Source organism: Actinomycetota bacterium (assembly GCA_041658625.1).
GTDB lineage: Bacteria > Actinomycetota > JAHEXW01 > JAHEXW01 > JAHEXW01 > JBAZZW01.
Genome location: JBAZZW010000001.1, coordinates 736,707 through 754,575, shown reverse-complemented (window position 1 = coordinate 754,575; position 17,869 = coordinate 736,707). Strand labels below are relative to the sequence as shown.

The 17,869-nt window shown below is 54.8% G+C and carries 18 protein-coding genes; 6 read left to right on the top strand and 12 right to left on the bottom strand.

The window, feature by feature from the left end:
* The first annotated feature begins 29 nt into the window (after positions 1 to 29).
* A complete protein-coding gene (locus tag WC891_03820; protein ID MFA5867078.1) occupies positions 30 to 1,388 on the top strand; it encodes a bifunctional diguanylate cyclase/phosphodiesterase in 1,359 nt (452 codons plus the stop codon).
* 30 nt (positions 1,389 to 1,418) lie between these two features.
* Here WC891_03820 and WC891_03815 read toward each other — a convergent pair whose 3' ends face one another.
* Both WC891_03815 and WC891_03810 read right to left on the bottom strand, forming a co-directional pair.
* Positions 1,419 to 2,201 (bottom strand): class I SAM-dependent methyltransferase, encoded by a 783-nt coding sequence (locus WC891_03815; protein MFA5867077.1) that lies wholly within the window; start codon positions 2,199 to 2,201, stop codon positions 1,419 to 1,421.
* Positions 2,202 to 2,241: 40 nt separating this feature from the next.
* Positions 2,242 to 3,315, bottom strand: a complete 1,074-nt coding sequence (locus WC891_03810) for a glycosyltransferase family 4 protein (GenBank protein MFA5867076.1) — start codon at positions 3,313 to 3,315, stop codon at positions 2,242 to 2,244.
* A 156-nt stretch (positions 3,316 to 3,471) separates the two neighbouring features.
* Between WC891_03810 and WC891_03805 the strand changes: the two genes are divergently transcribed.
* The 5 genes from WC891_03805 to WC891_03785 are packed head-to-tail and all read left to right on the top strand — an operon-like array spanning position 3,472 to position 7,080.
* Complete coding sequence (locus tag WC891_03805; protein MFA5867075.1) at positions 3,472 to 4,188, top strand: hypothetical protein; 717 nt, start codon at positions 3,472 to 3,474, stop codon at positions 4,186 to 4,188.
* Positions 4,170 to 4,886, top strand: coding sequence for a nucleotidyltransferase family protein (locus WC891_03800; protein ID MFA5867074.1), 717 nt, complete (start codon positions 4,170 to 4,172; stop codon positions 4,884 to 4,886). Before WC891_03805 ends, WC891_03800 begins: the two co-directional genes overlap by 19 nt.
* The gene (locus WC891_03795) at positions 4,883 to 5,890 is read left to right on the top strand and encodes a GHMP kinase (GenBank protein ID MFA5867073.1); all 1,008 of its coding nucleotides are present in this window, start codon (positions 4,883 to 4,885) and stop codon (positions 5,888 to 5,890) included. The genes WC891_03800 and WC891_03795 overlap by 4 nt, the downstream gene beginning before the upstream one ends.
* A complete protein-coding gene (locus WC891_03790) occupies positions 5,887 to 6,483 on the top strand; it encodes a D-sedoheptulose 7-phosphate isomerase (protein MFA5867072.1) in 597 nt (198 codons plus the stop codon). Before WC891_03795 ends, WC891_03790 begins: the two co-directional genes overlap by 4 nt.
* A gap of 15 nt (positions 6,484 to 6,498) precedes the next feature.
* Positions 6,499 to 7,080 (top strand): HAD-IIIA family hydrolase, encoded by a 582-nt coding sequence (locus WC891_03785; GenBank protein ID MFA5867071.1) that lies wholly within the window; start codon positions 6,499 to 6,501, stop codon positions 7,078 to 7,080.
* Here WC891_03785 and WC891_03780 read toward each other — a convergent pair.
* The 10 genes from WC891_03780 to WC891_03735 all read right to left on the bottom strand — a co-directional run bounded on the left by WC891_03780 (position 7,049) and on the right by WC891_03735 (position 17,838).
* Positions 7,049 to 8,029 carry an NAD-dependent epimerase/dehydratase family protein gene (locus WC891_03780; protein MFA5867070.1) on the bottom strand — a complete coding sequence of 327 codons (981 nt, stop codon included), beginning with the start codon at positions 8,027 to 8,029 and terminating at the stop codon, positions 7,049 to 7,051. The two genes, WC891_03785 and WC891_03780, sit on opposite strands and share 32 nt — an antisense overlap.
* Positions 8,022 to 9,203 (bottom strand): glycosyltransferase, encoded by a 1,182-nt coding sequence (locus tag WC891_03775; GenBank protein ID MFA5867069.1) that lies wholly within the window; start codon positions 9,201 to 9,203, stop codon positions 8,022 to 8,024. Before WC891_03775 ends, WC891_03780 begins: the two co-directional genes overlap by 8 nt.
* The gene (locus WC891_03770) at positions 9,204 to 10,091 is read right to left on the bottom strand and encodes a DUF4349 domain-containing protein (protein MFA5867068.1); all 888 of its coding nucleotides are present in this window, start codon (positions 10,089 to 10,091) and stop codon (positions 9,204 to 9,206) included.
* A 393-nt stretch (positions 10,092 to 10,484) separates the two neighbouring features.
* Positions 10,485 to 11,933 carry an NADPH-dependent glutamate synthase gene (gltA, locus tag WC891_03765; GenBank protein ID MFA5867067.1) on the bottom strand — a complete coding sequence of 483 codons (1,449 nt, stop codon included), beginning with the start codon at positions 11,931 to 11,933 and terminating at the stop codon, positions 10,485 to 10,487.
* Positions 11,921 to 12,775, bottom strand: coding sequence for a sulfide/dihydroorotate dehydrogenase-like FAD/NAD-binding protein (locus WC891_03760; protein ID MFA5867066.1), 855 nt, complete (start codon positions 12,773 to 12,775; stop codon positions 11,921 to 11,923). The genes gltA and WC891_03760 overlap by 13 nt, the downstream gene beginning before the upstream one ends.
* A gap of 33 nt (positions 12,776 to 12,808) precedes the next feature.
* The gene (locus WC891_03755; protein ID MFA5867065.1) at positions 12,809 to 15,268 is read right to left on the bottom strand and encodes an AAA family ATPase; all 2,460 of its coding nucleotides are present in this window, start codon (positions 15,266 to 15,268) and stop codon (positions 12,809 to 12,811) included.
* Positions 15,269 to 15,315: 47 nt separating this feature from the next.
* Positions 15,316 to 15,708, bottom strand: a complete 393-nt coding sequence (locus WC891_03750; protein MFA5867064.1) for a helix-turn-helix transcriptional regulator — start codon at positions 15,706 to 15,708, stop codon at positions 15,316 to 15,318.
* Between the two features lie 2 nt (positions 15,709 to 15,710).
* A complete protein-coding gene (gene dnaJ, locus WC891_03745; protein MFA5867063.1) occupies positions 15,711 to 16,805 on the bottom strand; it encodes a molecular chaperone DnaJ in 1,095 nt (364 codons plus the stop codon).
* Positions 16,798 to 17,349, bottom strand: coding sequence for a nucleotide exchange factor GrpE (gene grpE / locus WC891_03740; protein ID MFA5867062.1), 552 nt, complete (start codon positions 17,347 to 17,349; stop codon positions 16,798 to 16,800). The genes dnaJ and grpE overlap by 8 nt, the downstream gene beginning before the upstream one ends.
* A gap of 15 nt (positions 17,350 to 17,364) precedes the next feature.
* A complete protein-coding gene (locus WC891_03735) occupies positions 17,365 to 17,838 on the bottom strand; it encodes an Hsp20/alpha crystallin family protein (GenBank protein MFA5867061.1) in 474 nt (157 codons plus the stop codon).
* Positions 17,839 to 17,869: the final 31 nt, after the last annotated feature.

The window sequence follows — 17,869 nt, the reverse complement described above, 5'->3', positions numbered from 1 at the left end:
AGCGTTACATTCATTGTAGGGAGACGATCTTGGCCAAACCACCCAAAGAATCACCCGCTGAGAAACACCGTGAGAACAGCAAAAGCCTGCTCATGAACTGGGTTAATGTTCGCGTTATGAGCGTCGAGAACGATAAGATGCGGCTGCTCTTGCATGACGGCGTAACGGGACTGCCGACGGTTTCGCTGGTTATCTCGGAAATCGAAAAAACACTCGCCTCTCACACCCAGGTCGGGTTGATCCATGTTGAGCTGGAAAAAACCCCGAGGCTTCAGGACTCTTTGAACTACGCCGCTTTCGAGCATCTTATGAACCACATCGCGAGCATTCTCCAAACCTTCAAGGGTAAAGTGATCAGAGCCGATGACACGATTACGGCGGTTATGCGCAACGGAAACGAATACGCGATAATCATGTCTCCTCCGCGAAAGAACCAAACGATCGCCTACGAGGATTTGCTGACCATTCGCAACCGTCTCGTGCGGAGTCTGCGCGACAAACTACGCTCCACGGTCGATCAGAGTATCTACAGGAAGATTCACTTACTTTCGGGCGTGGCTCTGATAGAATCCATACCGGGCCGGCCGGTTGACCTTATCCTCGCCGAAGCGCTGGAAACCGCAAGGTCCCACGCCGCCGAACGGGAAATGGATAAGAAAGAAGTCGAAATAGACCTCCTGCGCGCGGCGTTGGAGGACGAGACGATAACCGTCGTGTTTCAGCCGATCGTTGACATCAAGGCGAACCGGGTGATCGGCTACGAAGCGCTAAGCCGCGGACCGGGTGACCTCGAGCACCCGGAATACCTTTTTAAGCTGGCTATCGAAGGCGACCTGGCGAGCCGGTTGGATAGAGTCTGCCGGGAACTAGCCTTGCGGGAAGCCAAGGACATGCCGCCGGGAAAGATGTTCATCAATCTGCACCCCTTGGCCATTAGCGACCCGGATTTTCCCAACATGGTCGAGCGACTAAAGAGGGGCGTGTACGGGATTGAAACAAAGAACGTCATGTTCGACCTCAGCGAGAACTACATGACCTACGATCCGGCAACATTCCAACAGGCGTTGACGGCCGTGCAAGACAACGGTTTAGGTCTCTGCGTCGACGACGCCGGCAGCGGCTATTACATGGGATTGGAGTTAATCGCCCATACGCGGCCGGACTATGTCAAAATAAACGGCCATATCGTAAGGAATATTGATAAGGACGACGTAAAACGGGAACTCGCCGCAACCATCAAGAAGTTTGCCGAAAAAGCCGGGGCGGAAGTCATAGCCGAAGCTGTCGAAACGACTGAAGAGTTGGACGCTCTGAAGAAACTCGGCATTAACTTCGCGCAGGGTTATCTTTTTGCCAAGCCCGCCGCCGGATATCCTGAAATTAAGTAGAAACTCTAGTTCTTTCTTTTTTCACAGCGGCTATTTCGTGCAGACCACCGCGAATTGCATTTTCAGCGTGGCGTCTTCCGGAGAGTAGACGACATCCTCTACGGCCAGCTTGGGCTCCGGTCCGACCAATCGTCTACGGATGAAGCTGGAAAGAAACTGAGGCATCACCCTGCGCATGATCAACTTGAACCGGCCCGGCAGCTTGCCGCGGACGTTATTAAAATCTTTCTCCCATTTAATCACCGCGGGATCGCTGACACTCTCCCCGTAAATCTCGACTTTGGAAAAATGAGGTTGCAAGGTTTCCATCAGGTCGTCGTAGGTGAATTCCTTGACGTGGTAGTGACTGGTCGTAATGCCGAACGCACCGGGGTAGTCAACATTCGGCGTCGTCAAAACAAACCGGCCGCCTTTCTTTAGAACCCGGCTTATCTCTTTTACATAGGACTCGTAGTCGGGTACATGCTCCAGGACCTCGACTGAGGCGACGCCATCGAAACTCTCTTCCGGAAAATCCAGTTTCTCACAATTCATGACCAGGAATTCTATGTCGTCGCGTTCCCGATGGTTTAGAGCATACTCGATCGCGTCCGGTGCAATATCTACTCCGATAACGCTACAGCCGGCTTCTGCCAGGATGTGCGAACCGTGGCCTGTGCCGCAACCCGTATCAAGCACTTTGCCCCAACTGCCGTTGGCTGTTAACTGTTCGACGATGAATTTGTACCGGGCCTTATGCCGGGTAAAGATACCGTGCAGCCCGTCTGCTTCTTTTTCGAACACCGGTCGCTCACCATCATATTTCAATTTCACGTTGCCCAATTCCTGGCTCCTTTTCGCAACTTTTTCCGGCTTAGACTGTAGCCATTATCTCTTTATAAACATCAAAAGTCTTCCTCGCGATGTCGTCCCACGAGCAGTCCTGCTCCATTTTCCGCAAAGCTTCCACGCTCATGGTTTGTCGTTTGTCCTCGTCCTCCAGGAGTTCAATGACGGCTTCGGCGATCGCCGGAGCGTCCCGGGGAGGCACCAACAGACCGGTCTCTCCCGGCCGTACAACCTCCGGAATACTTCCCAAATCGGTCGCGACCACGGGTACGCCGAAGGCGAAGGCAATATGCACGATACCGCTTTGCGAAGCCTGGGTATATGGAAGAACAACCAGCTTGGACCGTTGAAAAAGCTCCGCGACCTGCTCGTCGGGAATATAATCGTTGAAGACCTCGAAGTTTTCCGCCGGCGAAAGTTTATCTTTGTATGCTTCCATGTCGCCTTCGCCCGCGATGATGATCTTCAGCCGGGGGAACCGTTTAAAGATCTGCGGCGCCGCGTCCAGCAGATATTCCAAGCCTTTGCGGCCGATTATACGGCCGAAAAAAAGTATCGCCTCTTCCCGGGCGATGCTATCGTCTTGCCATTGACAGAAAAACGCGTAGTCTCCATGCGGTATGACCCTGATTTTGGCTTCGTCCACACTGCGCTCACCCAGCATTTTCTTAAGATTTTCCCCGAAAACGATTATCCTATCCGCAATCCTGGTCAAATAATCCGAGCTCTTTTGAATAACGCCGCGCAGCTTGGCGCCCGGGTCGATTTCAGGATCGTGAATCGTTACCACGATAGGATAGCGCCGCAGAAAGGGCATCGCCAGGGTAGGCCAGGGGTGAGCGGACTGGATGTGTATGACATCCGGATTTACTTTTTTAACCAACCTGACCACTTGGTAGAATTTCAGTACTTTCAAACTGAACATGCTGGTCGGCTGGTCGGAGATGACCACTTCCACCCTTGGGTCCAGATAATCGACAATCGCTCCCTTGGGCGTCAGCACAGCCACATCGCATTCCTCAAGCAAGGCGTTCGCCAGCAGACTTATGCCGTGCGCCATTCCCTTATGAGCGTCTCCGGTGACAATAAGTGTCTTCAATAATCCTCGCATGTTAATATTTATTAACAAATAAGCAGCTGGCTCAACTTGTTTTGAGTCCGCGCAACGCCTATTATACAACACAATAGGGGCGCCAAATTGGCACACAACCAGCAATATTTGTCGGATATAAAGAACCGTCCCTGGCGACGGTTCATGGCTCTGATTCGGAAAACGGGGTTTATCAATACCGTTAAAACGGCCTTGAACATCCTGATCGTCAACCCTTTTCTTCAGTTCTACTGGCGGACTTTCCGAAGGAACAGGACCTTCCGCTTCAGGGGCAAAGATTACAGCTACCTATACCATATGTACAGCGCGACCTGGGGAAATGAGAGGGCGGTAGAAGTCCCTCTCGCTATTGAGGTGGTCGAACAACATAAGAATAAAAGGATTCTCGAGGTCGGCAACGTTCTGTCATATTATGTCTCCTGCGACCATGACGTCCTGGATAAATACGAACTTGTCGACGGGGTTATCAACGAAGACGCGGCCGATTTCAAACCTCAGGAGCTTTACGATCTTATCGTCAGCGTTTCGACCTTTGAACATATCGGTTGGGACGAAGAGCCGAAGGATCCGCCAAAACTTTTGCGGGCTATCACGAACCTGCAGGAGTGTCTGACGCCGGACGGAAAAATGTTTGTTACCGTGCCGCTCGGTCAGAATCAGTACCTTGACTCATTGATCGCGCAAGGCTCGCTCAAGTTTTCAGAGCAATATTATTTGAGAAGAATCTCGGCGGACAACCGGTGGGAAGAAGCAGACTGGGACAAGGTCAACGTTGCTCCGGCCGACGACCTTGCCCCCGGTGAAGAAGCCCTGGTAATCGGCATCGGCAGAGCGTGGATCGAATGCGCCACAAAGCCTTAGTCCTGGCCGGGGGTTTCGGGACGAGGCTCCGGCCCGCGATAAGCGACGTTTCCAAAACCATGGCGCCAGTTAACGGCAAGCCGTTCCTGGAATATCTTCTGACGTCGCTTCGACGCGACGGTTTTACCGATATCATCCTCTGCGTCGGGTATCTAAGCGACACTATCACCGCGTATTTCGGCGATAGTGTCGGTTCAGGGCTCAATATCAGCTATTCTGTGGAGGATAAACCGATGGGAACCGGCGGGGCGATCAAACTGGCTGCAAATTTGATCGACGATACCTTTCTGCTGCTCAACGGGGACACATATTTGGCCTTGAGTTACCGGGCCATACTTGCCTTTCATCGACAAAAAAGAGCCGACGTAACTGTCGCTTTAACGAGGGTGGATGATTGCTCGCGATATGGCACAATAGAAATGGACGACGACTGTAGAATCACCCGATTTGCCGAGAAATGTGGAACGGGCCGAGCGAGGAATACTATAATCAACGGGGGCGTCTACGTGATCGAACCGAAGGTTCTGGCCCTTATCCCGGCAGGTAAGCAAGTTTCTTTCGAGAGAGAGGTCTTACCACGGATCATAGAAAACGGCGGAAAGGTCTTCGGGTACCAGACTGATGGATATTTTATCGACATCGGCACGCCCGGCGATTACGCCAAGGCGCTTGAGGAACTAGTGAAGGAAGGCTTATGATCGTTAGAAGCAAGGCGCCGCTAAGGATCAGTTTCTGCGGCGGCGGCACGGATGTTCCGCCCTACCCGGCGGAAAAGGGCGGCGTGGTCCTGTCGGCGACCATCGACAAATACGCCTACGCGACGCTGCAATCCGGACCCGATACGGGCATCGAAATAACCTCGCTCGATTATGACGTCGTCGTTAAGTATCATACCCACGACGACCTGATCTACGACGGCAACCTGGATCTCATCAAATCCATCATCAGACATTTCGGTATTAAGGAAGGTTTAAAGCTTTTTTTGCATAGTGACGCCCCGCCCGGTTCGGGCCTTGGTTCGTCTTCGACGCTCATGGTGTGTTTGATCGGTTTGTTCAAGCACTGGCAGAAACTCGGTTTGAACAACTATGAGATCGCCCAGCTGGCGTATGAAATTGAGCGGTTGGACCTGGGAATCCTGGGCGGCATGCAGGACCAGTACGCGGCGACCTTCGGCGGGTTCAATTTTATCGAGTTCAACGGGTCGTCGGTTGTGGTCAATCCCTTGCGTATCAGTCAGGATGTGTTGAACGAACTTAATTACCGCCTCCTTCTGTGTTACACCGGGCATACCAGGCGCTCCGCCGGCATCCTTGGCCGCCAGATAGACGCCTACGTGGAGCGGCAGCCATCCGTCGTAGACGCGCTGGATAAGATAAAGGAACATACGATTACCATGAAAAACGCCCTCTTGACCGGCTCTTTGGATGAATTCGGCGAATATCTGCACGTAGCGTGGGAAGAGAAACAGAGGCTGGACAAAGACATAGCGAACGATGAGATCGCCGGGTTGTACGACGCCGCTCGCAAGGAAGGCGCGTTGGGCGGAAAGCTATTAGGCGCCGGCGGCGGCGGCTATCTGTTGATTTACTGTCCTTTTGACAAGAAACACTTGATCGCACGGAAGCTTGAATCGTTGGGCGGACAGATTATCGATTTCAGTTTTGAGCATAGCGGCCTACAAACCTGGCGGGTGCCATGAGCGACGTAAAAAACAAGGAAACGACCATCCGGAGGATTCTCGAGGAAGGCATCGGGATACAGCAGAGCATGATTGACGGCCAAATGTCTGTCATCGCAGGTATCGCCGACATGATAGCGTCGGCGTTGCGGGAAGGCGGGAAGGTGTTGTTGTTTGGCAACGGCGGCAGCGCGGCGGATTCCCAGCACCTCGCGGCCGAGTTTGTTAACCGGTTCCGGTTCGACAGGGCTGGCTTGCCGGCCGTGGCGTTGACGACCGACACCTCCATCCTAACGGCCATCGGCAACGACTCCGGGTTTGAGAACGTTTTTGCCCGCCAGGTCGAACTATGGGCCAAGCCCGGAGACGTGGTTGTCGCCATCAGCACCAGCGGAGCCTCACCGAATATCCTCAAGGGCATCGTGGCCGCCAAGGAACACGACGCCGGCATCGTTTGCCTTACGGGCGAGGGGGGCCGGGAACTTACCGACCTGGCTGACATTTGTTTTGTCGTCCCCTCAGCGGACACCGCGCGCATCCAGGAAGCGCACATCACGGTCGGACATATCGTCTGCCACCTGGTTGAGGAAGAGATATTCGGTTCCGATAAATGAGCGACCGCGTTCCAAATGACTAACCGCGCCGTTTTTCTCGACCGCGACGGAACCATAATCGAAGATGTCGGGCATCTAACAAAACCCTCTCAGGTTCAACTTATCCCCGGCGCTTCCGAAGCCATTGTCATGTTAAACAAGGCCGGATTCAAGGTTCTCGTCGCGACTAACCAGTCCGTCATCGCCCGCGGCTACATAGATGAAAGAGAGCTTGCCAAGATACATGAAGTTCTAAGCGAAAAACTCGCGGCCTTCGGGGCGCGCGTCGACGGATACTACTATTGCCCTCATCATCCGGAGTTCGGCGGCGGTGGACGCGGGACAGTCTGCGATTGCCGCAAGCCCGAAGCGGGGCTCTTAAGGCGGGCCGCCAAGGATTTAGATCTTAATCTGGCCGGTTCGTTCTCGGTCGGAGACAAGGCCGCCGACATTATCGCGGGAAAGAACGCCGGCTGCGGGACGGTTCTTGTTAAGACGGGGTACGGGCTAGAGGAGCTGGCCGGCCTGCCGGCCGACAAGAGGCCTGACTATGTAGCTGATGATCTGCTGGCGGCCGCTAGTTGGATTACGGACGAGCGGAAACTTCGCGCGACTTAAACCATTCAATATATTCGCGCAAGCCGTCCTCCAGCTCAACACGCGCAAGGTAGCCGAAAACCCGGTTCGCGTAATCGCTTTTGGCGACTAGTCGCGCAATGTCTCCTGGTTTAGCGTCACGAAAAACCATTTTTGGCTTTACGTTTAGCAACTCTCCAAGGATGTTAGCAAGTTCAATTATCTTGACCTCGCGCTTAAGACCACCGATATTAAAAACTTTTCCGAGCGTGTTGGTCGATAAGCCGGCAGCCAAGGTTCCTGCTACCACATCGCTTACGTGTAAGAAATCACGGCTCTGTTGGCCGCTGCCATAAATATTAAGCGGCTGGCCGCTGAGTAGACGAGAGATGAAAATCGGGACGACACCCATTTCTTCCGTCATCGCTTGACGGGGCCCATAGACGTTGAAGTACCGCAGACAACAGACCTCGACACCATAGGTCTCCTTATAGATATTCGCATAATGCTCTCCCGCCAACTTGCTGACGGCGTAGGGAGAGATAGGCAAAAGCGGATGAGCCTCGTCCATTGGCAGGTACTCCGGGTTGCCGTAAACGCTGCCCGTTGATGCCCGCACGATTTTGGCGCCTGATTTTCTAGCTAGACTAAGGATGTTGATGAAACCGCCGGCGTTAACCGTTAGGTCATAATACGGGTCTTCAAACGAAACGAGAAGCGGTGTCGCCGCCAGATCGAATATAAAGTCAGGGGATAGATCTGAGAGTGACGCGACGAGTTCCGCGTCGCGAACGTCGCCGGTGATAATCTCGCAACCGTCCAACGATTCGCTAAGGTTTTCCATCTTGCCGTTGACGAAACTGTCAAAAACGGTGACCTTGGCGCCGTGTCCGACGAGGGCGTCTGTCAGGTTGGAGCCGATAAAGCCCGCTCCGCCCGTGATAATGACGGTCTTGTCCCGGTAATCGCGTTGTGTGTCCTGTTTAGCCACTTCCTAGCACCTTTCCATATAGCGCTTTTACTCTTTCCGCAGTTACTTTTAGATCATAGACCGGGTCGAGTTTCGCGTTTTTTTGCATGTCGTCGAGCAGCTTCTTGTCTGTTAGAATCTTTTCCACCGCCTCGACAACCGCCTCCGTTCTTCCTGTCTCAATCAACAAACCATTATAACCGTCCGTTATGACTTCCGGGAAACCGGCCACATTCGAAACGATGACGGGCAATCGCATCGCCAAAGCTTCGGCGCTGACCATGCCCAGACCCTGGCTAGGAAGGTGGGGTAAAACAAACGCGTCGGCGGCGGCCATCCATTGCGGCAGCTCCTCATGAGGTTTCGGCCCTAATAGCGATATTTGTTTTTCTAGCTTGTGCTGCTTGATGATGGCTTCTATTTCTCCCCTAAGCGGTCCGTCGCCGATGATTATCAGCCTGGCCTCAGGATGATTCGGCAAAATATGAGGCGCCGCTTCCATCAAAACCATGATGCCCTTTATTTCCAACAAGCCCCCGACGAAGAGCAATATTTTCTTGTCTTGCGGCAAGTCCAGCGCTTGGCGCGCTTCCCGGCGCGGCATCGGGATAAAAAGATCGTGGTCTATGCCCAGCGGGATTACATCTATCTTGTCCGTATCAACGTCGGGGAACCTCTTTATGATCTCTTGCCGGACGGTTTCGGTTACGGCGATAATACGGCTTACTCTACGCAAAGTGTAATGTATCAGCATCCTTACTGCGCGGTTCGCGTCCGCCATTGTGGAAATGTCTTTGTCGTGTGCTGTCAACACGACCGGACGCCGCACCAGCATCCCCGCTATGACCGAAGGGAAGCCGGTCGGAATCGCCCAATGGGCGTGGATGAGATCGACGCGGTCGCGGCGGGCGACACGCCAAACCTTCAGGATGGCGGACGCGACATAGAAACACATCCTGATAACCGGGATATATTCGTACTCGGCCAGTATCTTTTGTTCCGTCGGAAACCTGAAACGGTAGACTTTAAGGGGTCCTTCCTGTACGAAGACAGGGTCTTCGCGGAAGATTCGGGCCGTGACGACGGAAACATCCATGCCTTGGTCGACCAGATTAAGAGCTTGTTCCTTTACGAAAATACCGTGCCACTTATTTACCTTGCCCGGCCAGCCGGGACAAACAATGACAACCTTCACCTATTTGCTGACCGGCGGGTTGTTTTTCCGGCGCCTGAGGCGGATCAGCCAGCGGAGGCAGAGTACGCTCAGCGCGATCAGAATTATGATAGGCAGCGTGGCGCCGATTATTATAATAAGCCCGTTTATGGTCCACAAAAACGCCTTACCGGCAGTCCGCAGCGCGTCCATGAAGCCCCACTCGTCGCTGGGCGGTACGACCGCACCCGGTTCCTGAACGGTAACTGTTATCGTCGAGAAATCCACGCGGTTATCAAGGTATTGCATGCGACCCTTGATAACTTCGATCTCGCCCTGAACCGCGGTTAGCTGCTCTTGAACCTTAAGCGTCTCGTCTACGGTTTGCGCTTTGGCCATGATCGCCAGAAGCTGGGCTTCCTGGGCTTGATAGTTCTTAAGGCGGCTTTCCAAGTCGACGTATTCCTCGGATACGTCGTCGGATTTAATGTTGAGACTATCCACCGTACCGGTTTTCTTGATGGCGGCGATAGCGTTGTCAAACTCCTTGGCGGGGACGCGCATGGTCACCGTACCGCTGGTCATAACGCCTTTCTCGCGAGTCGCATTAGCGTTAGTCACGTGACCGTCGAATTGCCCCGCGATCCTTTTGACCGCCTCGTACTTCTTCTCGAATTCGCCCTTGCCAACCTCGATGGTCGCGTCGGCTGTCTTGATAAGCTTCGGCGTGTTTGGAATCGTTCCCTGACCGGTCTGGCCGGCCGTGTCTTTGGCCGCTGAAACGGCGGCTTCTTGAGTCGCCGCGCCCGTCGAAACCGATTTGCTGGGCGTGCTAGCTTTGTTATTAGCTACGTCAGAGGTACAGCCCACCAGAATAAGCACCATTAGAAAAACTAACGACCACACCGTTAACTTGCGCAGGTTCGACATTACAGCCTCCTCGCGGACAACAACATTGTCTTTTAGTTTATCTTGCATCTACACAAATTCCAAACTTGCGCAAATACGGAAACAAAAACCGACTAGGACACATTCCCGGGAATGTGTCCTTGGCCCCCTCACCTAACCTCTCCCTGCCTACCGGCAGGCAGGCCCGGAGGGGAGAGGGAAACTTCTCCATTCGCTTCGCTCAGTCGAAGAATATTTAGGTCGAGCAGGCAGGCAGGCAGGCATTCCACGAATCGAGCGGAGAGCATTGTTTGCTCGCCGTAGCGACTTGAAACACGGGGTCAGGCCCGTCGCAAAAGAAGAAAGGGCCTGACCCCAAAGCGCTAACGATGGTAGGCGGCGAGCCTGCCTGCGGCAGGCAGGCTGTATGTGAGTCTATTTTGCTTGAAGATACTTGTCGATGGCGGTCGCGGCTTTCTTGCCGGCCCCCATGGCCGCGATGACCGTCGCGCTGCCGGTGACTATATCGCCGCCGGCGAAAACGCCCGGCAGCGTGGTTTCTCCGGTCTCCTCGTTCGCCACGATATAGCCCCGGTCGGTTAGTTCCAAACCGGGCGTGGAGTTGCCGATCAGAGGATTGGCTCTCGTGCCGATGGCCATAATGACGGTGTCTACCTCCAGCTCGAACTCGCTGCCCGGTTTCTCGACGGGACGCCTGCGGCCGCTGGCGTCGGGTTCGCCCAGCTCCATCCGGATGCACTTGATGGCTTTAACGGCGCCGTCTTCGCCGCCGATGATGGCGACGGGATTGTTCAGAAGGTGAAAATCGATGCCCTCTTCCTGCGCGTGGTGAACCTCTTCGGCTCTGGCCGGCAGCTCTTCCATGCTCCGGCGGTAGACCAAATAAACGTTCTCGGCCCCTAGCCGCATGGCGACGCGCGCGCTGTCCATGGCCACATTGCCTCCGCCGACAACGGCGACATTCCGGCCGATATTAATCGGGGTGTCGTACTCCGGGAATAGGTAGGCTTTCATCAGGTTGGCCCGGGTCAGAAACTCATTGGCCGAGTAGACGCCGTTCAGGTTCTCTCCCGGGATTTTCATGAACATCGGGAAACCGGCACCGCTAGCGATGAACACGGCGTAGTAACCCTGGTCTTTCATCAGGTCTTCAATCGTAAACAGGTTGCCGATGACGGCATCGGTTCTGACCTCGACGCCCAGGGTTTTTATATATTCGACTTCGTTCTTTACGATCGCCTTTGGAAGACGGAACTCAGGGATTCCGTAAACAAGCACGCCGCCCGGCTCGTGCAAGGCCTCGAACATCGTTACCTCATAACCCATCCGCGCAAGGTCGCTCGCGCAGGTCAAACCGCCCGGACCCGACCCGATTACCGCGATTTTGCCGTTCTTTGTTTTTTGCTCTTGGCTCTTTGCTCTTCGCCCTAGGCTCTTCGCCCTAGGCTCTTTGCCCGTGTGTTCCCGTTCGTAATCGGCGACGAAACGTTCCAGCCGTCCGATGGCGACCGGCTCGAACCGCTTGCCTAAGATACAAGTGCTTTCGCATTGCTTTTCCTGCGGACAAACGCGTCCGCAAACCGCCGGCAGTGCGTTATTCTCTTTAATCTTCCGCGCCGCTTCGGCGTATTTGCCTTCTTTAATCAAACCGATGAATTCGGGAATCTGCACTTCCACCGGGCAACCTGGCCGACACAGCGGTTTCTTGCAGCCCAAACAGCGGGCGGCTTCCTTCAGCGCGAGCTCCTCGGTATAGCCGAGCGTGACTTCCTCAAAATTCCCGGCGCGTTTCTTCGCGTCTTGTTCCGGCATCGCCGTCCGCGGCGCTTTCGGGGTGGGCGCGGGTTTCTTTATCTCCGACATGCGCAGCCCTCTCCTTTTTCTTTCAGGTAACCGTCAAGCGCGATTTTCTCCTTATCGACGTAGGCGCGTAAACGCATTCCGAGTTGGTCAAAATTAACCAGATGGCCGTCGAACTCCGGACCGTCGGCGCAGGCAAACTTGGTTTCCCCGCCGACCTCGATGCGGCAGGCGCCGCACATGCCGGTCCCATCAACCATAATGGAGTTTAAGCTGACGACCGTCTTGACTCCGAACGGCCGCGTCGCGTCGGCGCAGCACTTCATCATGATGCCCGGCCCGATGGCGACGACTAAATCAATATCCTTCCTGGCTTGCAGGATCTCCGTTAGCGGCATGGTGACCAGTCCGCAGCGACCAGCTGTTCCGTCGTCGGTCATGATGTGGAAATCGTCGCAGACCGCCGCCAGTTTTTCCTCCAGGATAAGCAGACCCTCCGTACGGGCGCCGACAATACCGGTGACCTGATTTCCGGCCTGGTGAAAAGCTTTGGCAATCGGATAGACGGGCGCGATGCCGACGCCCCCGCCGACAACTATGATGTTTTCCCCGGTTGGGATGTGGCTGGGTTTGCCGAGGGGTCCGGCCAGGTCAAGCAGGCTGTCGCCTTCGCCATAGCAGCAGGCCAGCATATCGGTCGTCTTGCCGACAACCTGGAAAACAATCTCTAAGGTTCCCGCGTCTCGATCGAAGTCCGCAATCGTCAGCGGAATTCGCTCGCCTTTTTCGTCCGTCCTGATGATAACAAACTGTCCGGCCCGGGCTTTCCGGGCGATGTCCGGCGCTTCCAAAACAAACTCGTAGACGGTCTCCGCCAGCTGCCTTTTTCTTAGAATCTTAACCAAGGCGACCCTCGCTTTTTTTGTTTTCGTAAGCTGCTATTTTACGGCTGCCGCCTTTTTCCCCGGTTTCCGCGAAAAAACGATCTCGCCGTCTACAACATCGGTCACTATGGTATCACCCGGATTGAAAGCTTTGCTTAAAATCTGCTTGGATAGCGGGCTTTCGATATCATGCTGGATGACCCGGCGGAGCGGCCGCGCCCCGTATTCCGATTCCTCGGCCATCGACGCGACCTTCTCCGTCACCGCGTCGCTGACGTCCAACCTGTATCCTAAGAGCTCGACTTCCTCGCGTACCCGGTTGAACAGTAACCGGACAATTTGTTTCAAGGCGTCCAGGCTAAGACTGTCAAAAACGATAATATCATCTACCCGGTTTAAGAACTCCGGGCTGAAGACACTTTTAAGTTCGGTCAGCAGCTTATCCCGCATATTTTCAAAAGCGGCCGTCCTTTCGTCCCCGGTGGATTTGAAGCCCATCGGACCGCCCGCTTTCTTGATTTCCCGGGCGCCGACATTACTGGTCATAATGACTAGGGTGTTTTTAAAGTCGACCGTCCGGCCTTGCGCGTCGGTCAGCCGCCCGTCTTCCAGAATCTGCAACAGGGCGTTGAAAACGTCCGGATGCGCTTTTTCGATCTCGTCTAAGAGGATGACCGAATACGGCCGGCGACGGACGGCTTCGGTCAGCTGGCCGCCTTCCTCGTAACCGATATAGCCGGGCGGCGCGCCGATCATCCGCGATACGGTGTGACGCTCTTGATATTCACTCATGTCCAGGCGTACCATGGCCGCCTCGTCGCCGAACAGGAACTCGGCCAGCGCTTTGGTGAGCTCGGTTTTGCCGACTCCCGTCGGGCCCAAGAAGATGAACGAGCCTATCGGCCGGTTCGGGTCTTTCAGTCCGGCCCGGGCGCGCCTGACGGCTTCACTAACGGCCAGAACCGCGTTGTCCTGACCGATAATGCGCTCGTGCAGGACCTCCTCCATCTTAAGAAGCTTGGTCATCTCTTCTTCCATCATCTTGGTCACTGGGATGCCCGTCCATGAGCTGACTACCTGGGCAATCTCGTCCTCGCCGATGGTGATGCTTTCCAGACCTTTTTCTTTAAGCCAGGCCTCCCTTTTATCATGGAATTCTTTTTGCACCGCGTCCGTCTCATTTCGGACCTTGGACGCCTGTTCGTAGTTACGGTCCTTTACAGCCGCTTCACCGGCCGCGGTCAATTCGCGCAACTTTTTGTCTAGTTCGCGCAAATCAGCCGGATACATAATCGACTCGATCTTCATCTTGCTGGCGGCCTCGTCTATAAGATCGATGGCCTTATCCGGCAAAAACCTGTCGCTGACGTACCGGTGCGAGAGATTCGCCGCCGTGATGATGGCTTCGTCGCTGATCCTGACGCCGTGGTGTTCCTCATAACGTTCTCTTAAGCCCCTAAGGATATCTATTGTCTCCGCGACGGTCGGTTCGTCAACGAACACAGGCTGGAACCGCCGTTCCAAAGCCGGGTCCTTCTCGATGTATTTCTTATACTCGTCCAAAGTGGTCGCGCCGACGGTCTTTAGCTCGCCGCGGGCCAAAGCCGGCTTCAATATGTTGCTGGCGTCGATAGCGCCTTCAGCCGCCCCGGCGCCGACAACGGTGTGCAGCTCGTCAATGAACAGGATTATCTCGCCTTCGGCTTTGCGGACTTCCTCGACCGCGCCCTTCAGGCGCTCCTCGAACTCGCCCCGGTATTTCGAACCGGCTACCATACCTGCCAAATCCAGCGACATGACGCGCTTGCCCCGCAGGATGTCGGGAATTTCCCCGTTAACGATATTGAGGGCCAAGCCCTCGACGATAGACGTCTTGCCGACGCCAGGTTCACCGATTAAGACCGGGTTATTCTTTGTCCGGCGCGATAGGATCTGAATGACGCGCTTGATTTCGTCCTTTCGGCCGATGACGGGGTCGATCTTGTCCTCTTCGGCCAGCGTCGTAATGTCACGCGCGTATTTCTTGAGCATCACGCGTCCGGCGTCGCCCGCCGCGCCCTGGGCGCCGCGGATGATGTTCAGAGCTTGATATACTTTGTCCGGCGTCAGGCCCAGGTCTTTCAAAACCAGACCGCCCGTACCGCCCTCCTTGAGTATTCCCAACAGCAGATGCTCGGTCCCGATAACGTCGTCGCCCAGCGTCTGTGTCTCCTCGAACGCCAGGTCCATGGCCTTCTTGGCCTTCGGGCTGATGAACATGGATCCGATACCGCCGTTCTCGATCGGCGTCGCGGCTGCTGACGTGCCGAGCGTTACCGCTTGGTTTGCCCGCGTGCGAGCTTCGCCGATGTCTATCTTGGAGAACTCCAGGATCTGCGAAACCACGCCGTCCGTTTCGGCCAACAGACCGACTAGTAGATGTTCGGTATCGAGCATATTCGACCCGGACCTTCTCAACACGTCCTGGGCGATGGCAATGGCTTCCTGCGCTTTTTCCGTAAATTTGTTAAACATATATATCACCCCTACCTTAATCAGGTATATTATTTACTGTTTCTTGTTTAATATTTAGAGAGGCCTCCCGGCCTGTGCCTGACGATCTCTCTTGAGTAGCTTCTCTTAATCCTTTCAATTTCCTGTTCCATTTCCTTTTCCAATCGGTCGCGTTTCTCCTCGATCTCGACGACCAGGTCTTCCAGATGAGCCAGCCGCTCGCGCATTTCGATGATCAACCGGGCTCCGGCAAGATTAACGCCAAGGTCCTGCGTTAGTTCTTGAATCTCCAGAAGCCTCTTGATGTCTTCGTCCGAATAGCGCCGGCTTTTTCCCCCTGTTCGCTTCGGCGACAGTAAACCGACTCTTTCATACATCCTTAATGTCTGGGGATGCATTCCAACCATTCGCGCCGCTACGCTTATAACGTAGACTCCTTCAAATCCGTTGTTTCCGTTCATAATCAGCTCAGTCCTCGTCTTACGTCTTCCTTAACCGCTTTTTCCAACCTGGTTAAAAGTTCCTTTTCCTCCGCGCTCAGCTTGGACGGTACGACCACCTTCAATCGCACGAACATGTCGCCCCGTCCCAGACCTTTCAATCTCGGGGCACCTTTGCCGCCGATCCTTAAGACCTGATCCGACTGAGATCCGGGCGGTACTTTAAGCGTCACGCTGCCGGTCAAAGCGGGCACTTTTATCTTCGCGCCTAAGGTTAGCTCCGGGTAGGTCACCGGCAGGTTAAGCCAGATATTGGCCCCGTCCCGCTGGAAATACTTGTGCGGCGCGACTTGGGTGACCACATATAGATCGCCCGACGGCCCGCCGCGGAATCCCGCTTCGCCCTTGCTCTTTACGCGGATGGTCGAACCCGTCTCAACACCCGCGGGAATCTTGACCGTCAGGTGCTCTGTAACGCCTATCCGTCCGGTTCCCCGGCAATCAGGGCAAGGTTCCTTGATAATCCGGCCTGTACCGGCGCAATTGCGACACGGCTGCTGGATGCTGAAGAATCCCTGCGTCTGCGATACGACGCCGCGGCCGCCGCACAAAGTGCACGCCTCCGGGCTGGTGCCGGCTTTGGCTCCGGAGCCTCCGCAAGCCTTACAATCCACCTCGTGGGTAACACCGATTTTTACCGCTGTTCCCTTAACCGCGTCGTCGAACGTCATTCTAAGGTTGTAATATGTATCGCGGCCCCGCTCCGGTCCCCTGGCGCGCGTTCGGCCGCCGCCGCCCGTGAACATGTCAAAGATGTCGCCGAAAATATCGAAACCGCCCTCGCCGCCGCCGTAATTTTGCCACTGTTCATAGCCTTGACCGGCGCTTGGGCCTCCGTTGCCAAAGTACCTGACGCCGCGGTCATAGTCAGCCCGCTTTTTGTCGTCCCCCAGCACTTCGTACGCCTGAGAAACCTCTTTGAACGTTTCCTCCGCCGCTTTGTCGCCCGCGTTCGCGTCGGGATGATATTTCCGGGCGAGCTTGCGGTATGCTTTTTTTATGTCTTCCTGGTTCGCGTCTTTGGCCACGCCCAGGACCTCGTAAAAATCCCTAGCCATCGTTTTTCGCGATCTTCACCATGGCGGGACGGATAACCATTTCTCCGAGCGTGTAACCTTTTCTAAGAACCTCTATCACGTGCTCGTCCTCGTGCTCGTCCGACGGTTCCTGCATGATTGCTTCGTGCAGATTCGGATCGAACGGCTCGCCGTAGGCTTCTATCTCGGTGACGCCTTCGTCGGCCAGCGCCTTGGTAAAATGCAGGCGAACAAGCTCCAGGCCTTCCGTAAACTTGGCGGCCGCCTCGTCCTGGGAAGCCGCCATGACCGCGCGGTCCAGATCGTCCATGACCGGAATGAGTTTCCTTATCAGATCCAAGGAAGCGCGGTTGGCTCTCTCAATCCTTTCCCTTTCCGTCCGTCGCTTATAGTTTTCGAATTCGGCCTTGAGCCTCTGCAGATCAGCCAGATACTCCTTGGCTTTCTTTTCCGCCTCGGACGGCTTCTTTTTCGATACTCTGTCCTGCGGCTTATGCTCTATGCGCTCTTTCGCTTTGTCAGACATGCACACCTCAGTTAAATTAACTTTCTTAACGCGGGAGATCGCGGCTCCCTTTTTCTATTGCGTTAATACCTTCTGCTGTTTCTTAGATTTCTGCGCGATATGCAACTTCTTTGCTTTTGGCTTCACTATTGCCATCTTCGGTACTGTCACGCGCAGCAAGCCGTTATCGAAGCTTGCCGTCGCTTTATCGTAGACGACGTCCGCCGGAAGTTGGAGAACCCGCACGAAAGTGCCGTAGCTCCTCTCTATGCGATGATAATCCTTCTCCTTGACGTCTTCCGACATCAGCCGTTCTCCTCTGATCGTCATCGTATCGCCCTGGATGCTGACATCGACGTCATCCGGATCTATTCCAGCCAGCTCGCAATCGACAACGATTTCATTGCTTGTCTCGTGGATGTCGCAGGCAGGCGCCCAGTCCCTCTCCGTGACCGCTCGGTTGAACCAGAGCGGCGTCTGAAGCATTCTATCCATGTCGTCCTTCATGCTCCAGATGTCGCGTAGAGGATCCCATCTGATAATCGCCATACCTAAACACCTCCTAGTCGAACTTTCAAGC